The 23,196-nt window shown below is 38.5% G+C and carries 19 protein-coding genes and 1 tRNA gene; 3 read left to right on the top strand and 17 right to left on the bottom strand.

Features of this window, described 5'->3' with window-relative positions; genetic code table 11:
• Positions 1-16 precede the first annotated feature (16 nt).
• The 5 genes from AC2HW8_RS03690 to AC2HW8_RS03670 form a co-directional block, all read right to left on the bottom strand.
• Positions 17-1,426: an amidophosphoribosyltransferase gene (locus tag AC2HW8_RS03690; RefSeq protein ID WP_021883930.1), complete on the bottom strand. Its 1,410-nt coding sequence runs from the start codon at positions 1,424-1,426 to the stop codon at positions 17-19.
• 195 nt (positions 1,427-1,621) lie between these two features.
• Positions 1,622-4,282: an ATP-binding cassette domain-containing protein gene (locus AC2HW8_RS03685; protein ID WP_484327170.1), complete on the bottom strand. Its 2,661-nt coding sequence runs from the start codon at positions 4,280-4,282 to the stop codon at positions 1,622-1,624.
• Positions 4,255-5,124, bottom strand: a complete 870-nt coding sequence (locus AC2HW8_RS03680; RefSeq protein WP_484327204.1) for an energy-coupling factor transporter transmembrane component T — start codon at positions 5,122-5,124, stop codon at positions 4,255-4,257. Before AC2HW8_RS03680 ends, AC2HW8_RS03685 begins: the two co-directional genes overlap by 28 nt.
• 23 nt (positions 5,125-5,147) lie before the next feature.
• Positions 5,148-6,077, bottom strand: a complete 930-nt coding sequence (locus AC2HW8_RS03675; RefSeq protein ID WP_484327169.1) for a DUF4430 domain-containing protein — start codon at positions 6,075-6,077, stop codon at positions 5,148-5,150.
• A 26-nt stretch (positions 6,078-6,103) separates the two neighbouring features.
• The gene (locus AC2HW8_RS03670; protein WP_484327168.1) at positions 6,104-7,993 is read right to left on the bottom strand and encodes a dockerin type I domain-containing protein; all 1,890 of its coding nucleotides are present in this window, start codon (positions 7,991-7,993) and stop codon (positions 6,104-6,106) included.
• 467 nt (positions 7,994-8,460) lie between these two features.
• On the opposite strand from AC2HW8_RS03670, the gene AC2HW8_RS03665 reads away from it, so the two are divergent.
• On the top strand, positions 8,461-8,697 hold the full coding sequence (locus AC2HW8_RS03665; protein WP_046432725.1) for a FeoA family protein: 237 nt from the start codon (positions 8,461-8,463) through the stop codon (positions 8,695-8,697).
• 15 nt (positions 8,698-8,712) lie between these two features.
• On the top strand, positions 8,713-10,626 hold the full coding sequence (feoB, locus tag AC2HW8_RS03660) for a ferrous iron transport protein B (protein WP_303665549.1): 1,914 nt from the start codon (positions 8,713-8,715) through the stop codon (positions 10,624-10,626).
• Here the strand turns inward: feoB and AC2HW8_RS03655 are convergent.
• The 5 genes from AC2HW8_RS03655 to AC2HW8_RS03635 all read right to left on the bottom strand — a co-directional run bounded on the left by AC2HW8_RS03655 (position 10,618) and on the right by AC2HW8_RS03635 (position 16,175).
• Positions 10,618-11,427, bottom strand: coding sequence for an MBL fold metallo-hydrolase (locus AC2HW8_RS03655; RefSeq protein ID WP_298764966.1), 810 nt, complete (start codon positions 11,425-11,427; stop codon positions 10,618-10,620). The genes feoB and AC2HW8_RS03655 overlap by 9 nt on opposite strands.
• Positions 11,428-11,492: 65 nt before the next feature.
• Positions 11,493-12,866 carry a thioether cross-link-forming SCIFF peptide maturase gene (gene scfB, locus AC2HW8_RS03650; protein ID WP_298764969.1) on the bottom strand — a complete coding sequence of 458 codons (1,374 nt, stop codon included), beginning with the start codon at positions 12,864-12,866 and terminating at the stop codon, positions 11,493-11,495.
• An 81-nt stretch (positions 12,867-12,947) separates the two neighbouring features.
• A complete protein-coding gene (gene scfA, locus AC2HW8_RS03645; RefSeq protein WP_015523845.1) occupies positions 12,948-13,100 on the bottom strand; it encodes a six-cysteine ranthipeptide SCIFF in 153 nt (50 codons plus the stop codon).
• Positions 13,101-13,161: 61 nt separating this feature from the next.
• Positions 13,162-14,565, bottom strand: coding sequence for an aminotransferase class I/II-fold pyridoxal phosphate-dependent enzyme (locus tag AC2HW8_RS03640; RefSeq protein WP_298764973.1), 1,404 nt, complete (start codon positions 14,563-14,565; stop codon positions 13,162-13,164).
• A 23-nt stretch (positions 14,566-14,588) separates the two neighbouring features.
• Positions 14,589-16,175, bottom strand: a complete 1,587-nt coding sequence (locus AC2HW8_RS03635) for a peptide chain release factor 3 (RefSeq protein WP_484327167.1) — start codon at positions 16,173-16,175, stop codon at positions 14,589-14,591.
• Between the two features lie 249 nt (positions 16,176-16,424).
• On the opposite strand from AC2HW8_RS03635, the gene hemW reads away from it, so the two are divergent.
• Positions 16,425-17,525, top strand: coding sequence for a radical SAM family heme chaperone HemW (hemW, locus tag AC2HW8_RS03630; RefSeq protein ID WP_295024863.1), 1,101 nt, complete (start codon positions 16,425-16,427; stop codon positions 17,523-17,525).
• A gap of 59 nt (positions 17,526-17,584) precedes the next feature.
• Here the strand turns inward: hemW and AC2HW8_RS03625 are convergent, their stop codons facing one another.
• The 7 genes from AC2HW8_RS03625 to AC2HW8_RS03595 form a co-directional block, all read right to left on the bottom strand.
• Positions 17,585-18,484, bottom strand: a complete 900-nt coding sequence (locus AC2HW8_RS03625; protein ID WP_295024865.1) for a hypothetical protein — start codon at positions 18,482-18,484, stop codon at positions 17,585-17,587.
• A gap of 251 nt (positions 18,485-18,735) precedes the next feature.
• Positions 18,736-19,443: a hypothetical protein gene (locus AC2HW8_RS03620; protein ID WP_295024866.1), complete on the bottom strand. Its 708-nt coding sequence runs from the start codon at positions 19,441-19,443 to the stop codon at positions 18,736-18,738.
• Positions 19,444-19,457: 14 nt separating this feature from the next.
• A complete protein-coding gene (locus AC2HW8_RS03615; RefSeq protein WP_293601368.1) occupies positions 19,458-19,901 on the bottom strand; it encodes a cell wall hydrolase in 444 nt (147 codons plus the stop codon).
• A gap of 193 nt (positions 19,902-20,094) precedes the next feature.
• Entirely contained in the window at positions 20,095-20,412 is a 318-nt protein-coding gene (locus tag AC2HW8_RS03610; RefSeq protein WP_303664438.1) for a hypothetical protein, read from the bottom strand.
• A 210-nt stretch (positions 20,413-20,622) separates the two neighbouring features.
• A complete protein-coding gene (locus tag AC2HW8_RS03605; protein WP_015523852.1) occupies positions 20,623-20,910 on the bottom strand; it encodes a hypothetical protein in 288 nt (95 codons plus the stop codon).
• 288 nt (positions 20,911-21,198) lie between these two features.
• Positions 21,199-21,287: transfer RNA gene (locus tag AC2HW8_RS03600), tRNA-Ser, on the bottom strand.
• A 422-nt stretch (positions 21,288-21,709) separates the two neighbouring features.
• Positions 21,710-23,131 carry an RNA-binding domain-containing protein gene (locus AC2HW8_RS03595; protein ID WP_484327166.1) on the bottom strand — a complete coding sequence of 474 codons (1,422 nt, stop codon included), beginning with the start codon at positions 23,129-23,131 and terminating at the stop codon, positions 21,710-21,712.
• Positions 23,132-23,196 lie beyond the last annotated feature (65 nt).

Here is a 23,196-nt window from a genome sequence, read left to right as displayed (position 1 = left end):
TATAAATAAAATTTAATTATTCCTTACCGTCCCAACAATAAGTACAGAGTTTGCATTTGTCAATTCCGCAGGAATCAAGCATATCGTCAAGCCTGTTAAAACGCAAGGATGTGAACTTGAGTTCTTTACAGATTTCATCAACCATCTGCTCGTATTTTTCAGAATCGGGATTTGTGTATTCCTGAAGAATTTCGTCTGTAACATTGCCGTTCTCAAGTCTTTCAATAACTCGTCTTGTGATGAGATCCATTTCAGAAGATGATCTTGAGAAGTTAAGATACTTACAGCCGTATACAAGCGGAGGACACGCAGGTCTGATATGAACCTCTTTTGCACCGCTTTCAAAAAGATACTCCGTTGTTTCACGAAGCTGTGTGCCTCTTACAATTGAGTCATCAATAAGAAGTAGGCTCTTTCCTCTGATTAAATCCTCAACTGCGAGAAGCTTCATTTTTGCAATAAGATTACGCTGACTCTGAATTGTCGGCATAAATGATCTTGGCCAAGTAGGTGTATATTTAATAAACGGTCTTGAGAACGGAATTCCCGATGCATTTGCATAGCCTACTGCGTGAGCAATGCCTGAATCGGGTACACCTGCAACGATATCGGGCTTTACGGAATCTCTTTCAGCCATTTTTGCACCGCAGTTGTAACGCATTTGCTCAACACTTGTACCCTCATATGAGCTTGCAGGATAGCCGTAGTAAACCCACAGAAAAGTACAGATTTTCATTTTATCACCGGGCTTTTTGAGTGTAATGCAGTTTTGGTCTGTAATTACCGTAATCTCACCCGGTCCGAGTTCTTTATAATCATTGTAGCCGAGGTTTTTGTATGAGAAACATTCAAACGCTACACAAAATGCATCTTCTTTTTTGCCGATAACAACAGGAGTTCTGCCGTACTTATCTCTTGCGCAATAGATGCCGTTTTTATTCATCAACAGGAGCGAAACAGAGCCGTCAACTTTTTCAAGAGCATAGCTTATGCCGTCAACAAGGTTTTCTTTTTGATTGATTAGAGTTGCAATAAGCTCGGTTGCGTTGATTTCACCGCCGCTCATTTCAAGAAAATGTGAACCGCCTTTTTCAAAGATCTCTGCAACAAGTTCATCTGTATTATTGATTTTGCTTACGGTGGTAATTGCATATGTACCGTGATGTGAACGAACTATAAGAGGCTGCGGTTCGTAGTCGGAAATACAGCCGATACCGAATTTGCCTTTCATACTCTGCATATCTTTATCAAATTTAGTTCTAAAAGGTGCATTTTCAATATTGTGGATTGATCTGTCAAATCCTTTTTCTTTGTCATAAACAACCATACCGCCTCTTCTTGTGCCAAGGTGTGAATGATAGTCAATTCCAAAGTATAAGTCGAATACGCAGTCCTGTTTTGCTGCAACACCCATAAATCCGCCCATGTTTTTTCTCCTTTAACCTTTTTAATTCTGAATTAAAAGTATTTACAGTTTGCCGTTTTAGATTGTAAATACTGTTTGATTAAAATCAGACACACCAAAATTATAATATTATTTTCGGATTATGTCTATACTTTTGTCGAAAATTTTTAAATTACAGCACAAAAAAACAGCAGAAATTTTATCTGCTGTTTAGGTTTATTCGATAAGTCCGTACTTAACTTTAATTCTGTCAAGCTTTTCAAGCATAGGTTCTGCTCCGAAAAACAGAAATATAACAGTCGAAACTGCGTGAACAATATCCATCGGAAAGCCCTGAACATAAAAAGTTATGAGCATATTTAGATTAAATGCGGAATGTGATGTGAGTGCCGAATAAAGGTTCATAAGTCCGCCGTAAATGACCATTGTGGCAATGAAACCGTATATACAGAGCGAAGTCCTTGTTCTGCCCAAAAGACCTTTCTTAAAGAGAATACCGCCAATGAAGCCTATTATCCCTGCCGCAAACATTTGCCACGGCGTCCAAGGTCCTTGACCGAACATAAGATTTGAAACAAGCATACTTACAGCACCGACAAGAAATCCCGATTCACCGCCGAATGCTACTCCCGAAATTATCACAATTGCCACAACGGGCTTGAACTGAGGCAACATTGTAAATGCAAGTCGTCCTGCAACTGCTATTGCACATAGAACAGAGATTATGACAAGCTCTCTCGCTTTTGGGTGCCTGCCTTCAAAAACGAGAAAAAACGGAATCATACACTCAATCATAACAAGGAGTGAAATAAAAAGATATTTCTGATCCTGAAGATATGTCATTCCAACAAAAATTGTAACTGGAATTGCAAGCAAAACCATAATTGCCATACTGACGGTTCTTTTACTCAGTTTTGAACTTTTTCTCGGCAGGTCAATCGGTCGTTTTGATTTTGTTCCGAAAGCAATCATAAGCAACGCAACAGATACTCCGATTATTCCCCAGTTGAACCAGGTAGGCAAAGTTTTGGCTGAAAAATTCGGAATATATTCCAGATTTACAATCAGACCGAGTATGAACAGTACTGCACCAAATAATCCGCAGATTTTTTTAAAAACAGAAAGCTTTTTGTTTTCAGCTTTGTTTTTTTTGAGGGGAATATTTTCGGTGTCGTTTTTAAAAAGGTCAATATCAGGTGTGTTTCTGTTAATTTGAATATCTCTGTTTTGACCTGTGCAGGCATATATGACATCATTTGATGATACTGCGTTATCTATTATGCCTTTTGACATTCGGCTTGCAGAGGTGGAATAAAAGCTGTTTGACGAAAAGAAAGTTCTCGGTGTACCTTCCGACACAACTTCACCGTTAAAAAACATCAGACAGCGGCTTGGATATACAGCACAGAACTCTACATCGTGACTTACCATGAGAACGGTTATGCCGGCTTTATTGAGGTCATATATAATCTGAGCAAACTCAATCTTGAATTCAGCATCAAGTCCTTTTGTAGGTTCATCAAGAAGAAGAATTTGAGGCCTTATGAGAAGAATTTTTGCAAGAGCCGCTCTCTGCTGTTCACCGCCGGATAAATCATAAGGATGGCGATTGCAGAGGTTTTCAAGTCTGCACAGCTTTACCGCTGCGGTAACCCGTCTTTCTTTTTCCTCCTTGCTGATTTTTCTGCCGTCAAATACTTCGTACAAATCTTCAAGTACAGTTTTTTTCAAAAACAGCGTCTGAGGATTTTGCGGTAATACTGCTACGAGCGTGTCAAAAGAATTTTTGTTAAGCGGAGAGATTTCAACTTTGCCTCTGTATGGCTTGTTAAGTGAACAGATAATTGACAAAGCGGTTGATTTTCCCATACCGTTACCGCCGAGTATAGCTGCAAATTCCCCCTGATATATTTTTAGTGAAAGACCTTTTAGTACATCTGCACCCGACTTTTCGTATCTGAACCAAATATCATTAAGACTTACTGCTTCTTTATCAGAATGTTTCTGAATGCTTTCGGGTTTGAGCTCATACATTTTATGATTTTGGGCATATTCCGAAAGCCACTTCTTGCCGCTTGGAACAGTTACGGGACAGTCGGTATTGTCATTTCCTGTAACAGCCTGCCATATCTGCATCGGAGCAGGCATAGAAAGAAATGTTTTACTGTCTTTTTCTTTAAGAATTTTCCCGACCTTTTGAGGAGAGTCAAAAGCTGAAATTCCGTTGTTTTCGATGACAAGTACCCTGTCTGAAAGCGGAAGCACCTCATCAAGTCTGTGTTCCGTTATTATCACCGTTGTCCCCAGTTCGTGATTTATGCGTGAAACGCAGTGCAAAAATTCGCTTGCCGCAATCGGATCGAGTTGGCTTGTCGGCTCATCCAAAATGAGAACGGACGGTTGCATTGCCATAATTGAAGAAAGGTTTAAAATTTGCTTTTGTCCGCCCGAAAGTTCGAGAACACTTTTTTCAAAATAATTTTGGATTCCGAAAAATGAAGCTGTTTCGGCAACTCTTTTTCGGATTGTATTGTTGTCATAACCAAGACTTTCAAGTCCGAAAGCAAGTTCGTGCCATACCTTATCGGTAACAATCTGATTTTCAGGTGATTGCATAACAAAGCCGATTTTACTGCTTTGCTCCCTGTGAGAAAGGTCTGATATAGGTTTTCCTTCAAAGAATATTTCTCCCGAAAGAACACCGTGCGGTGAAAGATCGGGTTTTAGATGTCTGAGAAGTGTGCTTTTTCCGCAGCCTGACGGACCGCAGACTGTGATAAACTCGCCCTCATTTACGCTGAAAGTAATATCTTTAAGTACATCAATACCGGTTTCGGGGTATCGAAAACTCAGATTTTTGATTGCATATGTTTCCATTTTATCCCCTCTCCTATATTTACCGATAGCGGAATCAACATTAAAAATGTGTAGAATATATAAAAAATAACACTTTGCACCGTAAACAAATCGCCCTTGATTGACGGATAGTATCTGAATTTTATTGCGTTTGTAAAAAGCAAAATCATAAGTACCAATCCGGTAAAAAGGATTGTGCAAAGCATAAATGCGTCTCTTTTGTCAAATTTATAAAGTGAATAGGATGTTCTGCCTTTAAGACCGTGGCCTCTGCTTTTCATTGAATCGGCTGTTTCAATTGCGTTTTCAAGTGACCCTGTTATCATAATCGAAAGAATTTTTACTGCGTTTCTTATTCTTTGAAACAATGTTCCCTCGTTTATATCTCTCCCGATTGTGTGTTGTGCATTACGCACAAGTTTCATTTGTGCCGAAAACCTTGGAACAAAACGCAATGCCATTGAAATCACCAGACTCAATGACGGCATTATTCTGCCAAACAGGAAAACGACTTTGTCAGAAGTGATTACTGCATTGAATGAAGAAAACCACAAAACTGTGGATGACAGCAAAAATGCACTTGCAATACCGTAAACGATTGATTCGAGGGTTAGTGGGTTATCCCACGGAAAATATGTGAGTATAGTCATTCCTTCATGATTAAAAACAGGATTTACGAGAACGATCAAGAGTATCATAGGTAAAAGAAAAACAAGTGACAATCTTACAGCTTTTTTGCCGTTAAGGTATAAAGCGGTTACAAGAGCACATAAAAAACTTACAGCAAGACAAACAGGGTTCATGATAAACATCGTGAACCCTATTGTAAGTGCAAAAAATATAAAATTGATAAAGGGGTGCATATTTGAAAAAGTATCCTTCATCATTATTCTCCTGTTGCGTATCCTCCGCCGACATCATAGCCTAAGTTACAAGTGTAGCACCAGACCACATCGTCGCCGTTCTTGAGTACATATCGTGAACAGCCGTAGTTTGGAAACCATTCATTGACTTTGTACATCCAACCCGAAAGAGAACCGCAGTCAAATTCGTAGAGGTTGTTAATTCCTTCAATGTAAGCGGAATTATACATAGGAGTCCAGCTTGATTCCATATGAATATTGTTTTCCTTACAAACTTTTACAAGGACATCATATACAGATTCACCCTCTTTGAATTGAACCTTCTGTTTTTTGAGGATTATACCATCCTTTGGAACGAGTTCAATTTTTTCGGGATCAAGGTCATCTATATTGTCAAGAATTGTTGAACAGGTGATTGTAAAGGTACAATAAAGATTTGTATCTTTTGTTTCCTGTTCTTCCGGTTCAACCGGCTTTGGCTTTCCCGACGGTACAGGATCGGTTTTGTACTTGTCCTGCGTTGTCGGCTGAACATCATTCTTTTTGTTCGGTTTTGAAGAACTGTTTGATGAAGAAGACGGTTTTTTCTTATCCGAAGAACTGTTGTTTGAACTCTGCTCGGATTTCTCACTTTTTTCAATAGCTGAACTGTTACTGTTCTGCGAATTATCCTTACTGTTCTTTTTATCTTCGGAATTTTTTCTGTCCTTTTTATCTTTGTTTGATTTAGCGGAATCGGTAGGATTTTGAGTGGTTTTCTCTGTTGCAGACACAGAAGTTGTTTCTGTGTCTGCATTTGTTGTCGATAGCGAGGAGGCAGTTGATGCAGTTTGAACTTTATTTTCCGATCTGTTGCCGCCTGCAAAAAATGCTACTGTAAGTGCGGCAATACAAACGCACACCGCAATTAAAAGTATTTGATTTTTTTTAACAAACTTTTTTATCTTTTCCATAACCAATCTTTACTTGTGAACTTTAATCAAACGAGGTTAACGATGATTTTCTGAATTTCTGTTGCATCAACAACATTGATAACACCGTCATGATTTACATCTGCTTTGATAAGTGAAACCTTTGAAAGCTGTTCAAGGTTTACAATCTGCTTCTGAACGAGTGTTGCGTCAATTACAGAAACTGTGTTGTCAAGATTAACATCACCTACGGCATAATTTTCTGCAAGTCGGTCAGTCATATTGTAGAGTGAAGTTTTGCCGTTTACAAGACGGTCAAATGAAACAAAAGCATAGAAACCCTGTTCGGTTGCCATCTGATTGTATGTTGTATCTGTATGACCGAATCCGTTTTCAGCGGAGAAACTCATCATAGCATCGATGAGTGTGTTGCCGTTTTTGATGAATCTTTCATCATTTGTAGGATCAATTCCAAGGCTTGTAAGTGCAACGAGTACCTGTGCACAGCTTTCGCTGTTTACAGAACCCCATGATGCAAATCCGCCGTTTTCATTCTGTGCGTTTGACATTGCTGTGAGTGCTTTATCAATTGCCTCTTTAACATCGCTGTTTGTTGAGTAGTAAGGAGCAAGTGCCTGAATTGCCATACCTGTCATATCAGGATCTGCAGTTGAGCCGAAGAATGTCCAGCCACCGTTTGCTACCTGTGCATCAAGAATTGTCTGTACGAGCTTTTCTCTCGTTGTGGGATTTGCGGCGTCAGTCTGTGGAATTTCATAATCGCCCGTATCAAGTGCAATGAGTGCAAAGACAGGACCGTTGATACCCTGCTTCTTAACATAATCCATATCTGCAAGCGGTTCAAGAAGGTTATATGATGCAACATCTGTAACATCCTTACCGATTGCCGTAAGTGCAAGGATTACTCTTGAATTGTCTGTTGATTTAGTATTGTGAAGCTTTGCAGAACCCTTTTCTTCAACATACTTAACTGCATTCTGATAGTAACTGTCTGCAATTTCGTCTGTGATTTTACCTGCTCTTGCAAGACCGAGGACTGTCCACTCGCCGCCTACTGAAGAAACTGTGGGGGCATCCTGTGATGCAAGATGTTTTGCAACCTCGTCAATCTTGTTTGAAACTGTGTCAGCTGCGGAAGGAGCATATTTCACTGTGAATGTATATACAGTACCGCCTTCACTTGTGTTCATTGACGGCCATGCAGTATCACCGCAACCGATGATAATTTTGTCACCGTCAGAAACACTAACAGTCTGACTTCTCTTGTAAAACGCACTGTCGTCAGAAGGAAGATATTCATTCTTATATTTTCTTGTCTGGAAGTTTTTGTTAGTTGCAGTAGGAACTACATTTACATCAGCTGACGGAGTGTCGATTGTGAGTGTGTAGTCTGTAACTGACGGATCAAATTCGCCCGAAAGCTCGGCACCTGTGATCTCAACCGATTTAACAGTTGTATCGTTATTTGCCCATGTACCGCCGATATCCTCGCCGTAACCGTTTGAAGTATACATAATAGCGATTTCATCACCACTCTCAAGTGTGCCGTTTGCTACTGTATAGGATGCATAACCTGAATTTGTGAACCAGTCATTGAGAGTTCCCATCCAACCGCTCATTGTACCGCCGTCAAATGCAGCAAGACCGTTAATTGACGAGATGTAATTGTTCTCAGCACCTTCCTGTGTGTAGCCGTGATTGTTGAGTGCATCAGCAACGGCTGACATCATAGTAGTGTCATTATTAATGCTTACCCACTCATCAACGAGAACGCCGTCCCACGGAGCGCCGTTTTCTACCGAGTATGTATCATTTCTGACAATTACTCTTACTTTTCCGTCTTCAACTGCGCTTACTGAAAGTGAAACCGTCATAAGTGATGAAATCATCATTACAGAAAGTACAATTGAGAGGATTTTTTTAAAAGATTTGTTCATAGTGTTTTCCTCCATATTGTATTGTGTATATCGAAAGGCAAAATAAAAAAGCCCTCCGTTTTTGGAAGGCACAACAAACAAAACCATACAGACCAAAAGTCTGTACAGATATGGTCGGCTGCACCTCTTCCTTGTCCAAGATTTGCAAAATCCGAGGCATACGGACAGCGACCTGACTTATGGCAATGCCAAATACAGTAATGACTGTTGCTTCGGATTCTCACCGAATTCTCTGTTATCTACTCTGCAAGATGCATTTTGAACCGTAAACCCATATTAAGTTATATACATTTGAAATCTGCATTTAATTATAACACCTGTTTATAGTCGTGTCAATTCCTTAAAATTTTTCTGATATCAGAGTTTATTCGGGTACGATATAAGTTTAGTTTATGGCCGGCTTTTTGTGTAACTCAGTTGTATGAATTGAATATGCTGTTAATAAAAAGTTGAAATCGGTGAATCAGATGAAAGAAAAATGTTCGCTTGACAAGTTACCGCTTGGAGTTACGGGGATTGTCTATCGTGTGAACTGTAATGAAAATATCAAAAACAGAATATTTGATTTTGGTATTATGGAGAACAGTCCTGTTATCCCCTTGTTTACAAGTCCGTTCGGTGATCCGTCTGCGTATCTTGTTAAAAATGCCGTTGTGGCACTGAGAAATAACGATTGCAAAGATATCATTGTTACTCCTGAATAAAAGGAGGCTTTTTTATTGTTTTCTACGGATAAATCATCTTTTAATAAAAAGGATGTATCGGATTGGGATTACAAAATTTCACTTGCCGGTAATCCTAATGTAGGCAAGAGTACAATTTTTAACGAACTGACGGGATTAAGACAGCACACGGGAAACTGGACGGGTAAAACAGTTGAGTTTGCCAGAGGTTGTTGCAAAATCAAAGACGCAAGATTTTGTATTACGGACTTACCGGGATGCTATTCCCTGCTTTCATTTTCGGGCGAAGAGGCGGTAACAAGGGAGTGTCTTATACAAAATCAAAATGACTGCGTTGTAATAGTTGTTGACTGCGGAGTTATTGAAAGAAATCTTTCATTTGCATTGCAGGTGTTATCTGTCACAAAGAATGCTGTTCTTTGTCTTAATCTTTGTGATGAGGCTGAAAAAAACGGTATAAAAATCGACTGCGACGAGTTATCGCTAAATCTTGGAATACCTGTTGTGAAAACCTGTGCAACAGACAAAAAAGGTTTGGATGAATTAAAAAAAGCGATCTATAATGTATGCAGCGGAAAGATAAAATGTTTTAGGGTAGAAAGAAATTTTGAAGGCGTTGATATACTATCCGAAAAAAACTACAAACAGAATATTGAAAAGCTTTCGCAAATTGGCAACAAAATTTCAAGTGACTGCGTAAAATATGAAAAATCAGAGTTAAATGCTTGTACAAGAAAGCTTGATAAAATACTTACAAGCAAAACCACGGGAATACCGATTATGCTGGCAATGCTTGGCATATTGTTCTGGATAACGGTTGTCGGTGCAAATTATCCGAGCGAATGGTTAAGCAATTTGTTTGGCTTTATAAAAGAGAAACTGTATATTCTTTTTGATTTTTTACACGCTCCCGATGTTGTAACGGGACTTTTGATTGACGGAGTTTATACAACTCTGTCATGGGTGGTATCTGTAATGCTGCCGCCTATGGCTATATTCTTTCCGCTATTTTCACTTGTTGAGGATTCGGGATATCTGCCGAGAATTGCATTTAATCTTGATAGGTATTTTTCAAAGTGCGGTGCACACGGAAAGCAAAGTCTTGCTATGGCAATGGGGCTTGGCTGTAATGCCTGCGGAGTTACGGGTTGCAGAATCATCGAGTCACCAAAGGAACGGCTGATTGCAATTCTTACAAATAATTTTATGCCGTGTAACGGACGGTTTCCCACAATCATTGCATTACTGCTCATGTTCTTTGCAGGTACGGCATTTACGCTGAGCAGTTCGCTTGAGGTAGCGGCATTGTTGATTGGAATAATAGTTTTCTGTGTTTTTATAACACTTGTTATATCTAAGGTACTTTCAGTCACAATATTGAAAGGCGAACAGTCCGGATTTGTGCTTGAGCTTCCGCCGTACAGAAAGCCGCAGATTTTAAAAACTATTGTCCGTTCGCTGTTGGACAGAACATTATTTGTTTTAGGAAGGGCTGTTGCGGTTGCCGCTCCGGCAGGTGCGATAATCTGGATTCTTGCAAATGTGCATATAAGCGATGTTTCACTTTTAAAATACTGTACTGATTTTTTAGATCCGTTCGGCAGATTTATCGGGGTTGACGGCGTTATAATAATGGCATTTATACTTGGATTTCCTGCGAATGAAACCGTTATTCCGATTATAATTATGTCATATATGGCAAGCGGTACTCTTGTTGATTATTCAAGCTACGATCAGCTGTTTCAACTTCTCAGTATGAACGGCTGGACGATTACAACGGCTGTATGCACGATTATTCTTTGTATTCTTCATTATCCGTGTTCAACAACCTGTCTGACAATAAAAAAAGAAACAGGCAGCCTTAAATGGACGCTTGTTTCTATGGCTTTGCCTACTGCAATGGGAATTGTGCTTTGTATGATTACAGCAGGTGTTATGAGATTATTTTAAGTCAATAACTTCAAAATCATCGGGAACAAATATATTTCCGTTAAAAACTGTTCTCGCCTCTGAAGTATATGTTTTTTTGCGTGTTTGAAGTGTTTCGTCCTCGGTGTGATACAGGATAAGATTTTTTGCAAAAAGACTCTCTGCAAGTTTTCCTGCATCAAGCGCTGTGCTGTGGAATTTTTCGTAGGGCTTAAAAATATCTTTTTGACTGTAAAGACAAAAAGCTTCACACATAAGATAATCGCAGTTTTGAACAAAATTTCTGCATTTTTCATTGAACGGTTCATCACCGAGACAGGCGAGAACTTTTCCTGACGGAAAAACAGCCTTGAATCCGAATTGCTTTGTTTTGTCTGAAAATATATCAAAGAAAGTGAGTCGGATACTGCCGGCATTTTGCATTTCACCGTCTTTTACTTCATTGATGAAAATTTTTGTATTGATATTTTTGAGAAATTTCGGTGCAAGTGTGTGGTTGCAAATTGCCGTGATTGAATCAACACATTCATCGTGGCAGTAAATATTAAAATTACCGTCATATTTGCCTGAATTCATAAGAGCGCTTATTTGCCTTATTACCCACACGGCACCTAATATATGGTCGGTGTGAGAATGAGTAATAAACATTGTTTTTATGCTGTTCCAAGCTACTCCGGATTTCTTAATTGCGGATAAAATTCCGTTTCCGCCGCCTGCGTCAACAAGAAGACAGTCGTTTTCGGATTTCAGAAGAAAACAGGTATTATAACAGTCGGTAACCATCGCACTTCCTGTGCCGAGCATAATAATTTTTTCGTTCATACAGCACCTCGAAAATACAGGCAGATACAAGAAAAATGTATCTGCCTGTAAATTTTATTGTAATTTTATCCTTCTGCTTCTGCAACCTTCATCATAATGGCACATTCCATTCTTTTTCTGAAAAGCTCACAGCCGTATTCGTAAATACCTGTGATTGAGCCTGTTGCATGATAAGCGTTTGCGGCACAACCGCCGCTGCAATAAAGTCTTGCCCAGCAGTCTTTGCAGTCGGGACGGGCGTATGCGTTACAAAGCTTAAATTCGTCCTGAATTTTCGTGTTTGAAACACCGTTAAAGATATCGCCGAGCTTGTACTTTTCATCGCCTACAAATTGATGACAGGGATAGAGGTCGCCCCAAGGTGTTACAGCCATATATTCTGTACCCGAACCGCAACCCGAGATTCTCTTATAAATGCACGGACCGCCTGTAAGGTCAATCATATAATGATAGAAGGTGAGCGGTCTGCCCTCTTTTTCACGCTTGAGCATTTCCTTTGCAAGAATTTCGTACTGTTCAAAAAGGATAGGCAAATCGTCATATGTAAGTGCATATGGGTCATCGGGAGCACATACAACCGGCTCCATTGAAAGCTCTGTAAATCCCAAATCCGCCATATGGAAAATATCGTTTGTAAAGTCTGTGTTATTATGTGTATAAGTGCCTCTTACATAGTAACCCTTGTTGCCTCTTTTTTTGACAAATTCCTGGAATTTCGGAACGATAATGTCATAACTGCCCTTGCCGTTTACAGTTTTGCGAAGATGGTCATGCACTTCTTTTCTGCCGTCAAGGCTGAGAACTACATTATGACATTCTTTGTTTGCAAATTCAATTACATCGTCATCAACAAGCATACCGTTTGTTGTAAGTGTAAAACGGAAGTTTTTGTTGTGTTCCTTTTCAATGCTTCTTGCATAGGCAACAATCTGCTTTACAACGTCAAAGTTCATAAGAGGTTCTCCGCCGAAGAAGTCAACCTCAAGGTTTACTCTGCTGCCTGAATTTTCAATGAGAAAGTCAATTGCTCTCTTGCCCACTTCAAAGCTCATCAGCGCTCTCTCGCCGTGGTATTTGCCCTGACTTGCAAAGCAGTATTCGCAGTTAAGGTTACAGGTGTGAGCAATGTGCAGACAAAGTGCTTTGATTACTGTGTTTCTCTTTTTAAAGTCAAATGCAAGGTTTTCGTACTTGTCGTCTGTAAAGAGCTTTCCCTGTTTCTCAAGCTCTTTTACATCATCAATGCAGTCTGAGATTTCTTCTTTTGTAATCTCAGGATTGTCTGCATATTTTGAAAGCATTTCGTCGATTATCTGTTCTTTTGTTGCGTTTTTGTACATTGCAATAACATCATAAGCAAGGTCATCGACTGCGTGTACACTGCCGCTGTAAACATCAAGAACTATGTTGTATCCGTTAAGTTTATACTGATGAATCATAATATCTCCGTTAGACAAAAGGAAAGCCGTTAACCCTTTGGGAAAACGGCGATAATCCTTAATAATCAAATTAAAATAGAATTATTTCTCGCTCATGCACTTTTCACACTGCTGGTTAGCAACGCCGCAAGATGTCTTACACGCTGACTGACATGAAGTCTGGCACTCGCCGCAACCGCCTGTCTTAACGCTCTTCTTGAGGTCACGAGTTTCGATAGTTTTAATTCTCTTCATAATAAATCAAACTCCTTGTTAGATTTTGTTAGTTTAATATTATCACACAGCCATTGATTTGTCAATCTTTTTTAACTACGCTTATGTTGTCCGTCATACCGCCTTTTGTTGACATAATCTCAACCTTGCAGGCTGAAAGATATTCAATGTAATTTATAAGTTCCTTGCTTATAATTTCACCGGGTATGATGAGGGGAATTCCGGGTGGATATGCCCAGATATACTCGGCAGAAGTTCTGAATTCCGAATTTTGAAACGGAATAGTTTCTTTGTTGAATTTGTACAACTCGCAGGCGTTGAAATTTTTGCCTGTGTAGAGATTTTTTAACGGAACACGCTCGGTGTCGGCTCCTTTTGAAAGTTCGCTGTCAATTGAAATCAGAGCGTCTGAAAGCATATCAAAAGCTTTTTCAGTGTCACAAACAGATGTCATGGCAATTACATAGTCCGAATATGCCATTTCGGTTTCAATCTGATAATTATTTCGCAGTATTTCGGCAAGCTTTGTTCCCGAAATATTTGCGTTCGCTGTTGAAATTACAATTTTGCCGATATCATAATCAAAATCAGTATCGCTTTTATCATAAATTTTCAGATATTTTAGATTTTTAAGTTTTTCTCTGACCGTTTTAAGATTGCAACAATATTCCTTGAATTTATCTTTGCTGTTTTCGCAGAAATCAAGGCATTTTTCGATTGAACTCATTAAAATATATGACGGACTGCTTGTTTCAAATACAGCCAAATTTTCGGCAAGAATTTCAGAAAGCTCGCTGTCATTTGTTATGAGCAATGCAGTTTGAGTTAATGACGGCAAAGTTTTGTGCAGACTCAATACTGCTGCGTCTGCACCGCAGTTAAGTGCTTCATCGGGAAAACTGTCTGAAAACGGAAAATGCGCTCCGTGAGCTTCGTCAACAAGTAATTTTGCTCCGTGTTTGTGACAGATTTCGGAGATTGACTTTATATCCGAAACAACTCCTTCATATGTAGGCGAGGTTATGATTACAAGTCTGATTTCATCATTGTGTTTTGTAAGTTTATCTTCTATATCGCAAGGTGAAACCGATGTAAGAATATTGTATCTGCTGTCTGTATCGGGAAAAATGTAATCGACATTGAGATTAAACAGTTCTGCTGAATTATATACAGATTTGTGGCAGTTACGAGCCATTAAGATTTTGTCGCCTTGATTTGTCATTGATCGGATTGCAGAAAGTATTCCGCCTGTTGAACCGTTAATCAGAATGAAAGCATTTTTTGCATTGTAAAGTTTTGCAGCCTTTTTCTGAATTTCATCAATAACTTCGTTTGGTGAATGGAGATTGTCAAAATCATGAATTTCGGTTATATCGATATTATACGGTATTATACCCTCTTCTGTAATGTCCGTTCTTTTGTGTCCGGGCATATGAAAAGGATATATGCCGCTTTTTGAATAATTTTTAAGCTTGTCGTACAGCATATATCCTCCGATATTTTAAATATTTAGTTTGTACCGAACTCAGCGAGTTCAAGTCCCTTGTTGTGTTCAAGCGCCCAGTTTATGCTCCAGTAGCTTGTAAAGAGCAAAAGATGATTGCCTTTAAGATCCTGAATTTTCTTAGTATCCGACGCAAGGTCGAGAGTTTTCGGATCAATGTCATCGTTTACAATCCAACGGATAAATTCATATGGGAGTGTTTCCATAATGATATCACAGTTGTACTCGTTTTGAAGTCTGTATTTAAGAACATCAAACTGAAGTACGCCTACAACGCCAACGATAACTTCCTCCATACCTGCGTCAAGCTCCTGGAAAATCTGAATTGCACCTTCCTGTGCAATCTGACTTGTACCCTTGATGAACTGTTTGCGCTTCATTGTGTCTTTCTGACGGACAAGTGCAAAGTGTTCGGGAGCAAATGTAGGAATTCCCCTGAACTGTACCTTGTGTCCCGGTGAACAGATTGTGTCACCGATTGAGAAAATGCCCGGATCAAACACACCGATGATGTCGCCCGCATATGCCTCGTCAACAATTTCTCTTTCCTGAGCCATAATCTGCTGTGGCTGTGAAAGACGCATTTTTTTGTTGCCCTGAACATGGAACACTTCCATATTCTTTTCAAACTTGCCGCTGCAGATGCGCATAAATGCAACTCTGTCACGGTGAGCCTTATTCATGTTTGCCTGAATTTTGAAAACAAATGCAGAGAAAAAGTCTGACATAGGCTCAACCTTTTCATCAACTGTTTCTCTTGGCAGAGGTGGAGTTGTGAGCTGTAAGAACTGTTCAAGGAATGGCTCAACACCAAAGTTTGTAAGAGCCGAACCGAAGAATACAGGAGTAAGCTGACCGTTGCGGACTGCTTCAAGGTCAAATTCATCGCCTGCACCGTCAAGAAGTTCTATTTCATCAAACAAATCCTGCTTATGATAGTAGCCTATTGTATCTTCAAGGGCAGGATCGTCAAGCGTAAGTTCTTTCTTTTCAACTTCTTTCTGACCGTTATTAGCGGTGAAAGCAAGGATTTTCTTAGACTTTCTGTCATACACACCCTTGAATTCCTTACCTGAACCGATTGGCCAGTTTACGGGATAGGTGTGAATTCCGAGAACATTTTCAATGTCTTCAAGAAGGTCAAAAGAATTTTTTGCATCTCTGTCCATCTTGTTGATGAATGTAATGATAGGAATATTACGCATTACACAGACCTTGAAAAGTTTGATAGTCTGTTTCTCAACACCCTTTGAACCGTCAATTACCATTACGGCAGAGTCTGCCGCCATAAGTGTACGGTAGGTATCTTCCGAGAAATCCTCATGTCCCGGTGTGTCAAGAATATTTATGCAATAACCGTTATATTTAAACTGCAAAACCGATGATGTAACAGAAATACCACGCTGTTTTTCAATTTCCATCCAGTCGGACACAGCATGCTTTGCGGTTCTTTTGCCTTTTACCGAACCTGCAAGGTTAATTGCTCCGCCGTAGAGCAAGAGCTTTTCCGTAAGTGTTGTTTTACCCGCATCAGGATGTGAAATAATCGCAAAGGTTCTGCGCTTGCTGATTTCTTCTTTAAATGAACTCATATCTTTCTTCCCTTCGGAGGTTAAGTATATCCACAATTCTATATTTTACTATTTTTGGATGGTATATGTCAATAAAGAATGAAGAAAATGTGAGAAAAATAATTGCTACAAAAACTTGACAAATTTGTAAATATATTGTAATATATTGGTACAGAAGGACTTAATGTGATTTTTCCTATTTTTTCATATACCTTCCAAATCGAGGCAGAAACTTGTGTTTCTGCCTCAAAATCATTTATGAGGTTTTTTATGAGTAATTCTATCGGTCTTTACATTCACATACCGTTTTGTAAGCACAAATGTCCGTATTGCGATTTTTTCAGCGGCAATGCAGACGAAAACGCTTTCGATAATTATGTGATTGAATTAAAAGATAAAATAAAATACTGGTCTGAAAAAGCCAAAAGAGATGTTGCAACCGTATATTTCGGCGGCGGTACGCCGAGTGTTTTGGGTGCAGACAGACTTTGTGATATTCTTGATTTTATCAAGTTCAATTTTAATATTCAAAATAATGCTGAGATTACGGTTGAAGTCAATCCCGACTCCGCCAAAACTATTGATTTTGAAAAAATGTATGCCTGCGGATTTAATCGCATTTCAATGGGAATGCAGACTGCTGTTGAAGATGAATTAAGGCTGCTTGGGAGAATTCACAGCATAGATGACGCAAAGACTTCTGTTGAAAGGGCTAAAAGTGCGGGATTTAATAATATTTCACTTGATTTGATGATGGGAATTCCTAATCAGACAATTGAAAGCCTTGAAAAATCAATCAGTTTCTGTGCCGATTGCGAAGTTACTCATATTTCATCATACATTTTGAAAATTGAGGAGAATACTCCGTTTTATAAGGTGCAAAATAAACTTAAGCTTGCCGATGATGATACGCAGGCTGAAATGTATCTGAGAGCTGTTGAAATGCTTGATTCTCTCGGATACAAGCAATATGAAATTTCTAATTTTTCAAAACAGGGTTATGAAAGCCGACATAATACCAATTACTGGAGATGCGGTGAATATATCGGCATAGGTCCGTCTGCACACTCATTTTTTGAGGGCAAAAGGTTCTTTTATTCGAGAAGCATGGACGATTTTAATAACAATAAGCTGTCTTTTGAAGGTACGGGCGGAGATGAGGAGGAATTTATTATGCTCTCTCTCAGGCTGAAAAGCGGTCTTAATTATTCTGAATTTGAGGAAAAATTCGGATACACTCTCCCCTCTTACATTATCAAAAAAGCTAAAGAGTATGAAAAATACGGCTATACAAATGTTACAGACAAGTCGATCAGCTTTACACCGAAAGGTTTTCTTGTTTCAAATTCAATAATCAGTGAACTGATATAAAAAACGCTCCGAGAATAAATTCGGAGCGTTAATTTTATGTTATGAATTTGTATGTCAGATTAATACAATGAAGGGTATGAACCGCCGCCGATAAGCGATGTAAGAACACTTGTTGTAAATGTACTTGTGTTAAATGACCACATAGTAAGTTTTGCGCCGATGAAGAATACAATCATAAATGCAACGGCAACGATGAGTGTGAGAATTAAAGTGAATAATGCAGAGTTCTTTGCTTCGGGAACATTAGCTTTTACCTGATTTACAAGTGAAATAACAAGGTAAAGCATAACGATTACGAAGAAGAACAGGAACATATATACGCTGATTAATGCGCAAAGACCTGCCAAAATCCAACCGATTGATGCCGGAATAGATTCAATTGAAAATGTAATGAATGAATCAATAAATGCTTTGGCTGTGTTTTCTTCGGTTTTGTATTTCTTTACATATGCAAAGAGAATAACAGAATAGAAGCCGCCGATAAGGACAGCAGTAACAAGACTTACAAGAAGTGTTTTCGGAAAATCAAGTGCGCTCATAGAAAGCATAAGAAACATATTGCCAAGAATGAGTGCAATAAAGAAAATTGCTGAGAAAAGAGCGCCGAGAATGATATCTTTTTCAGCCTTTGCTGTTTTGATAACAGTTTTGGAATCCTTAAAGAATGAAGTGAATACAACAGGAATGTTCTTTAAAGCCTTAACAAAAGCATTTTCCCCAATGGGTGCTGTGTTATTTACGGCATAAGGCGACTGCTGTGTCTGAGGGTTTTGCGGCTGTGCATACTGTTGCTGAACAGGGTTCTGATACTGTGGCTGTTGTGGTTGAACAGGCTGCTGATACTGAGGCTGTGCCTGTGCATTTGCCTGCTGAGCCTGTGCGTGAGCGGCTCTTGACTTTTCGCAGTTGCAAACAGCATTGTCTTCAAGCTGTGCTCCACAATATTTACAGAATTTCATGGTGATTCCTCCAAGATAAAATAATATGTAACAGGTCTTATAGCTACCTGTTGTTTGTTTATTGAGAAGTGATAACATCAACGCTCACATTATATCACAAATTACAGCAATAATTCAATATTTCTTACAATTTTTTAATTTTTTACACTACAGAAAATTATATGTTAAAATAATGAAATGATGTACACATAGCAAATAATGACAATAAAACAGCGGCAAAAACTATAAACTTTAGCTTTTGCCGCTGTGGTTTAGTAATAATACCTTATAAATTTTATATTGTAGTAATCACAGGTTGTGATGTCGTTGGTGTCAATCTCATTTATAAGGATATAATCCTGAGCAACACCTAAAAGATAGCCTGTTTTCTGAACAATTGTGTTTGCTCCCATGAGAAAATCAACGGTGATTCGTCTTCCGATTTGTGTTCGCATAAAACCGTTGTGATATCTCAGATTTTCGGCTGTTACAGGAAACGGATATTGATAATCACTCATCGACATTCCAATATTCTGCCTTATCGGCGTTGCAACGGTGGCTCCGGAGCTCGCCGTTGTAGCAGGGGTTGCAGGCAAAACAGGTATAGATGTATCTATTTTTTTTAAGTTCTTAATGAACGGTATATTTTGAAGACTTCCGCTGTATTTATTTATATTTTCAGGTTGTTCTTCTGATGTACTTCCGCCCTCTTCATATGCTATTTCTGCCTGTTCAAGCGAGGGATTGTCATTTGATTTTTGAACTTTTTCTGTCATATTGGGGTGTGCAACAGACGGTGCGCCCTGATTGTGTCGCATAATTTCGTCAATCGCAGGAATATAACATCCGATATCCGCTGTGTTTGACGGACATGAATTGTTGAGGCAGGCTTTGTTTTTGTCAAGTCCGTAATGATGTTCGGGATTAATCTGATTTGTCATCGGAGTTGTGTTAACTGTCATATTTGAAGAATTATCCATTAAGCTATGCTCCTTTATGTTTTGGAATAAGCCTCGGTAGGCGAATAAAAGCAATGATCCCCTACCCTGTTGTAAATTACTCCGTTGTTTGACGGAAAAAATGTTGGACAGGTATCTGAAAATGGATTAAAATAGAAAATTGAATTTCCGACAGATGAATCGGTATTGCCCGCCAATGCCCAATCGGCAATGTTATAGTGAATTTCGTCAGGGCGTATATTATAAACATTCTGAGGATTATATTGTCCTCCGACAGTTGTTTTAAGACAGGTAAATTGATTTGGTTGTTCCATTATGGCACGGAAATCTCCGCCCTTGCTGACTCTTGCAAATTCCCCGTCTGGAACACGGGTTCGGTTTACAATTACCGACGCAACGGCACGCATTCCGTTTTCACCTTCCCCACCTGCCTCACATTTTAAAAGCCTTGCAAGCAATTCTCTTGTACTCAATGCCACCTTTTTTCACCAACCGTTATTTTATTCAATGATATTTTATGCATAAATTAACTTGTTGTTACAAAGAAAAAGCTTGTGATAAATGTGTTATTCACGCAGACAGAAAATTCTGTTTTATAGAAGCAACTCAGACGGTGTTCGATAATCTTTTGAGATGCCAACTACAACATTTATTCAGATTAGCTGTTGCTGTCTACCGCTTTACTTGCTTTTGCAGGGCTATTTTGCCAATCACCGAACCATCAGATAAATTGTTTGCTTTGAGTAATATTATTGATTTTTTATTGACACTATCATCAATAGTGCGTATAATGATATTGGAACCCGAATTTTTAAGTCGGCTGGGTAATTGGTACCCTGACTTCTTAAAAATATTCTGGGTTCTTTTTTTGTCTAAATAAAAAAATCCTGTTTTCCCTGTTGTTTCTAAAGCAACAGTTTCTTTGATTAAATCATTGATGTTGTTTTTGCCGTCATCGTTCACAAGCCAATCATCGTATTCTTCGTCCATTAAAAATTTCAGCGTATCGTGTATTACACTGGCTTTTTCATCTGTAAAATCATAATCTTCATCAAGCGAGAATTTTTCTTTTACTCCTGCGGAAAGTTCTTGCCCAATCTCTTGATTAACTCCTGCTCTGTTGGATTGTCCTTCATTAACTTTTCCATTTTTAACAGAGTTTCGTCCGATGTCATTGAATTGCTTACTCTTAATGTTGTATTATCCGAGTATAAGTTCAAACTGTTTAGTATAATCTCTGAGTAATTGTCTAAATACTTTCTTACTATCATAATTGTTTTCCTCTAATTTAATTATAAAATTTGCGATTTTGTTGCCATCGGTTATATTATAATCTATATTTCGGATTGCATAAACCTTTTCTAAAGGATTATCGTCAAAAGTATTGTCGTAGATAACTAATTTGTACTGATACTTTGAGTCCACTTCACACTCAACAAGAATTGAGTTATCATTTATTCTTAATCCCGAATCAAGTCCTGTTGACATAGCGTGCGTGAATTTCCGCCATTCTTCTGCCGTTAAGACTTCAGAGAACTTTCCACCGTGTTTAGGATTTATTTCAAATCCTAATATTACCAAGTTAGAATGCAATGAATATCAAAAAGAAATGGTACTGCAATCATAACAGGATTTTTAGATTATACTTATCAATAAATACAGGGCGTGAAAATAATTAGCCACTCATAAATATACTCGATTTTTTCGGATTACCCCCCGACTATTGATATTGAGCAAAAAAACACCGTAATTCTAACAGAACTACGGTGTTTTTTATGGCGGAGACGGTGGGATTCGAACCCACGACCCTCAGGGGGCATCATGATTTCGAGTCATGTCCGTTATGACCACTTCGATACGTCTCCGAATATTGGTGATTTACCTTGATTATTGTACTTGTTTTTTGTGCGATTGTCAAGTAAAATTACACAAATTTGTAAATTTTAAATTTAATCCGTAAAAGCATAAATAAGTGTCTGCGATTATTATATGAATACTTATGCTTGATTTTGTGGACATTTTTTTGAAAATCATGTACGAAAAGATTATTGAAACAACCATACTCAAATTATCAATCGGCACAACTGCACCTGCGAGATCGTCTTGCAAGACTTTGAACAGCAGGGTTATGAACAGCCTCTTGCGGCACATGAAAGGCAGATATAGGCAAATTTATCTTTTGGATTTTATTTTCAGAAGACGGTTTTCCTTTTGCAAAAATAAGCAACCTAGCAATTATAAGCAACGCTTATGCGGATTGATGTTCCGAAATTTGATTAAGTTCCTTCTATGCTTTTAGGGTGTATTTTCCGTTTTTGATTATAACAAAATCCTTTGCCATAAGTTTGTGAAGAAGTTGCTTCGATTTTTTATGACTTATTCCGAGAAGTTCGGAAATTTCTTTTGAAGTTACCGTGATATTGTCAGTAATGTATGAAATTACGGCATCCTGCCTGTCTGTTTCAATATCGGGACGATTTTGTAAAATTTGAGTTTTAGTTGATTTGCTTTCAGGAACAAACGAAAGCTTTAGGGTGATGCTTTCGGGGTTGAAACTTTCTTCAATGACCGGCAGAACAAGTTCGTGACTTTTCCAAACGGAGAAAATATTAGAAATACCGAATCCGTCGTTACTGCCGATTCCTATCAAATTAAACATACGCATAATTGCCGTGTTTCTGGGGTCGGATATACCACCCGCTCTTGCGGCGTCGAGTTCAACTCTAAATCCGCCCGGATTGGATATTGTAATGCTTTCATCATCTTTCATAACAACAACACCATTTGAACCATAATAGTCGGCATTTATAAGGCAGTTTGCAAGAGCTTCCTGTAAGGCACTTGTAATCGGTGTAATGTCTGATTTTATGTTTGCTGTCAGTTTTATATCGTATGAAATTTTTTCAAAGACCTTTATAAAGAAATCATAAAGGTTTTCACAGTCAGAATTTAAATCTGATGAAATAATTGTGTGTTTATCATCTTGTGTTGTTTCCTTATATTCAAGACAATAGGACGGGTATTCTTTTTTGATGAACTCTGACTTACCGAACATAAGAAGTCCTGCGGCTGTAGGGTGAAACAAAAGGTCTTCCCCTACTCCGATTGCCCCTATTGCCTGCAAGAAATCTTTATCCGACAAATTTTGAAGCCGATTATTTGGCTTAACAGTTGACATTTTTATTCGGTAGCTATGGAGTGAATCGGTATTAAATACGGAAGCAGTCATGCATTCGATGATATTCATATCCTGTGTTTTAATCTTGGAATCACGCACCATAGCGTTAATTTGGTCGAGTGTGCAACGGTAGTCACCCTCGCCGTTTCTTCTGTATGAATTATGAATACTGCCGTCAAGATACACGGGACGGTCAAATCTTTTGGCTTTTGGCACTGTAATAACGATAATATGCTTTTCTTCAATTTTTTGCACATAAACATCATCATATGAAAGAATGTTTGTACTTACTTTTTGAATATCGTTTGCTATCTCCCAAAATTCCTCGATAAGTTCATCCGGATCGGGAAGATTTACGGGATGAAGTGATTTGTCCCTGTATTCTTCTACACCTAAAAGTATAATTCCTCCTAGTGTATTTGCAAATGATGAATATGTTTCCCACAAGCTTTTAGGTAATCCGCCTGTTGCCTTTTTGGCCTCTATTCGATTGTTTTCTCTGTATTTTTCAATGTTGTTGAGGTCAATCACATTCATCCCTCCGTTATCCTATAAAATAATGTTACAGTATTGTTTTTAATATGTCAACGCAGAAA

The sequence above is a fragment of the Ruminococcoides sp. genome (genome assembly GCF_057037865.1).
The sequence above is the reverse complement of the archived record's forward strand: the minus strand, read 5'-3'. Positions and strand labels throughout refer to the sequence as shown.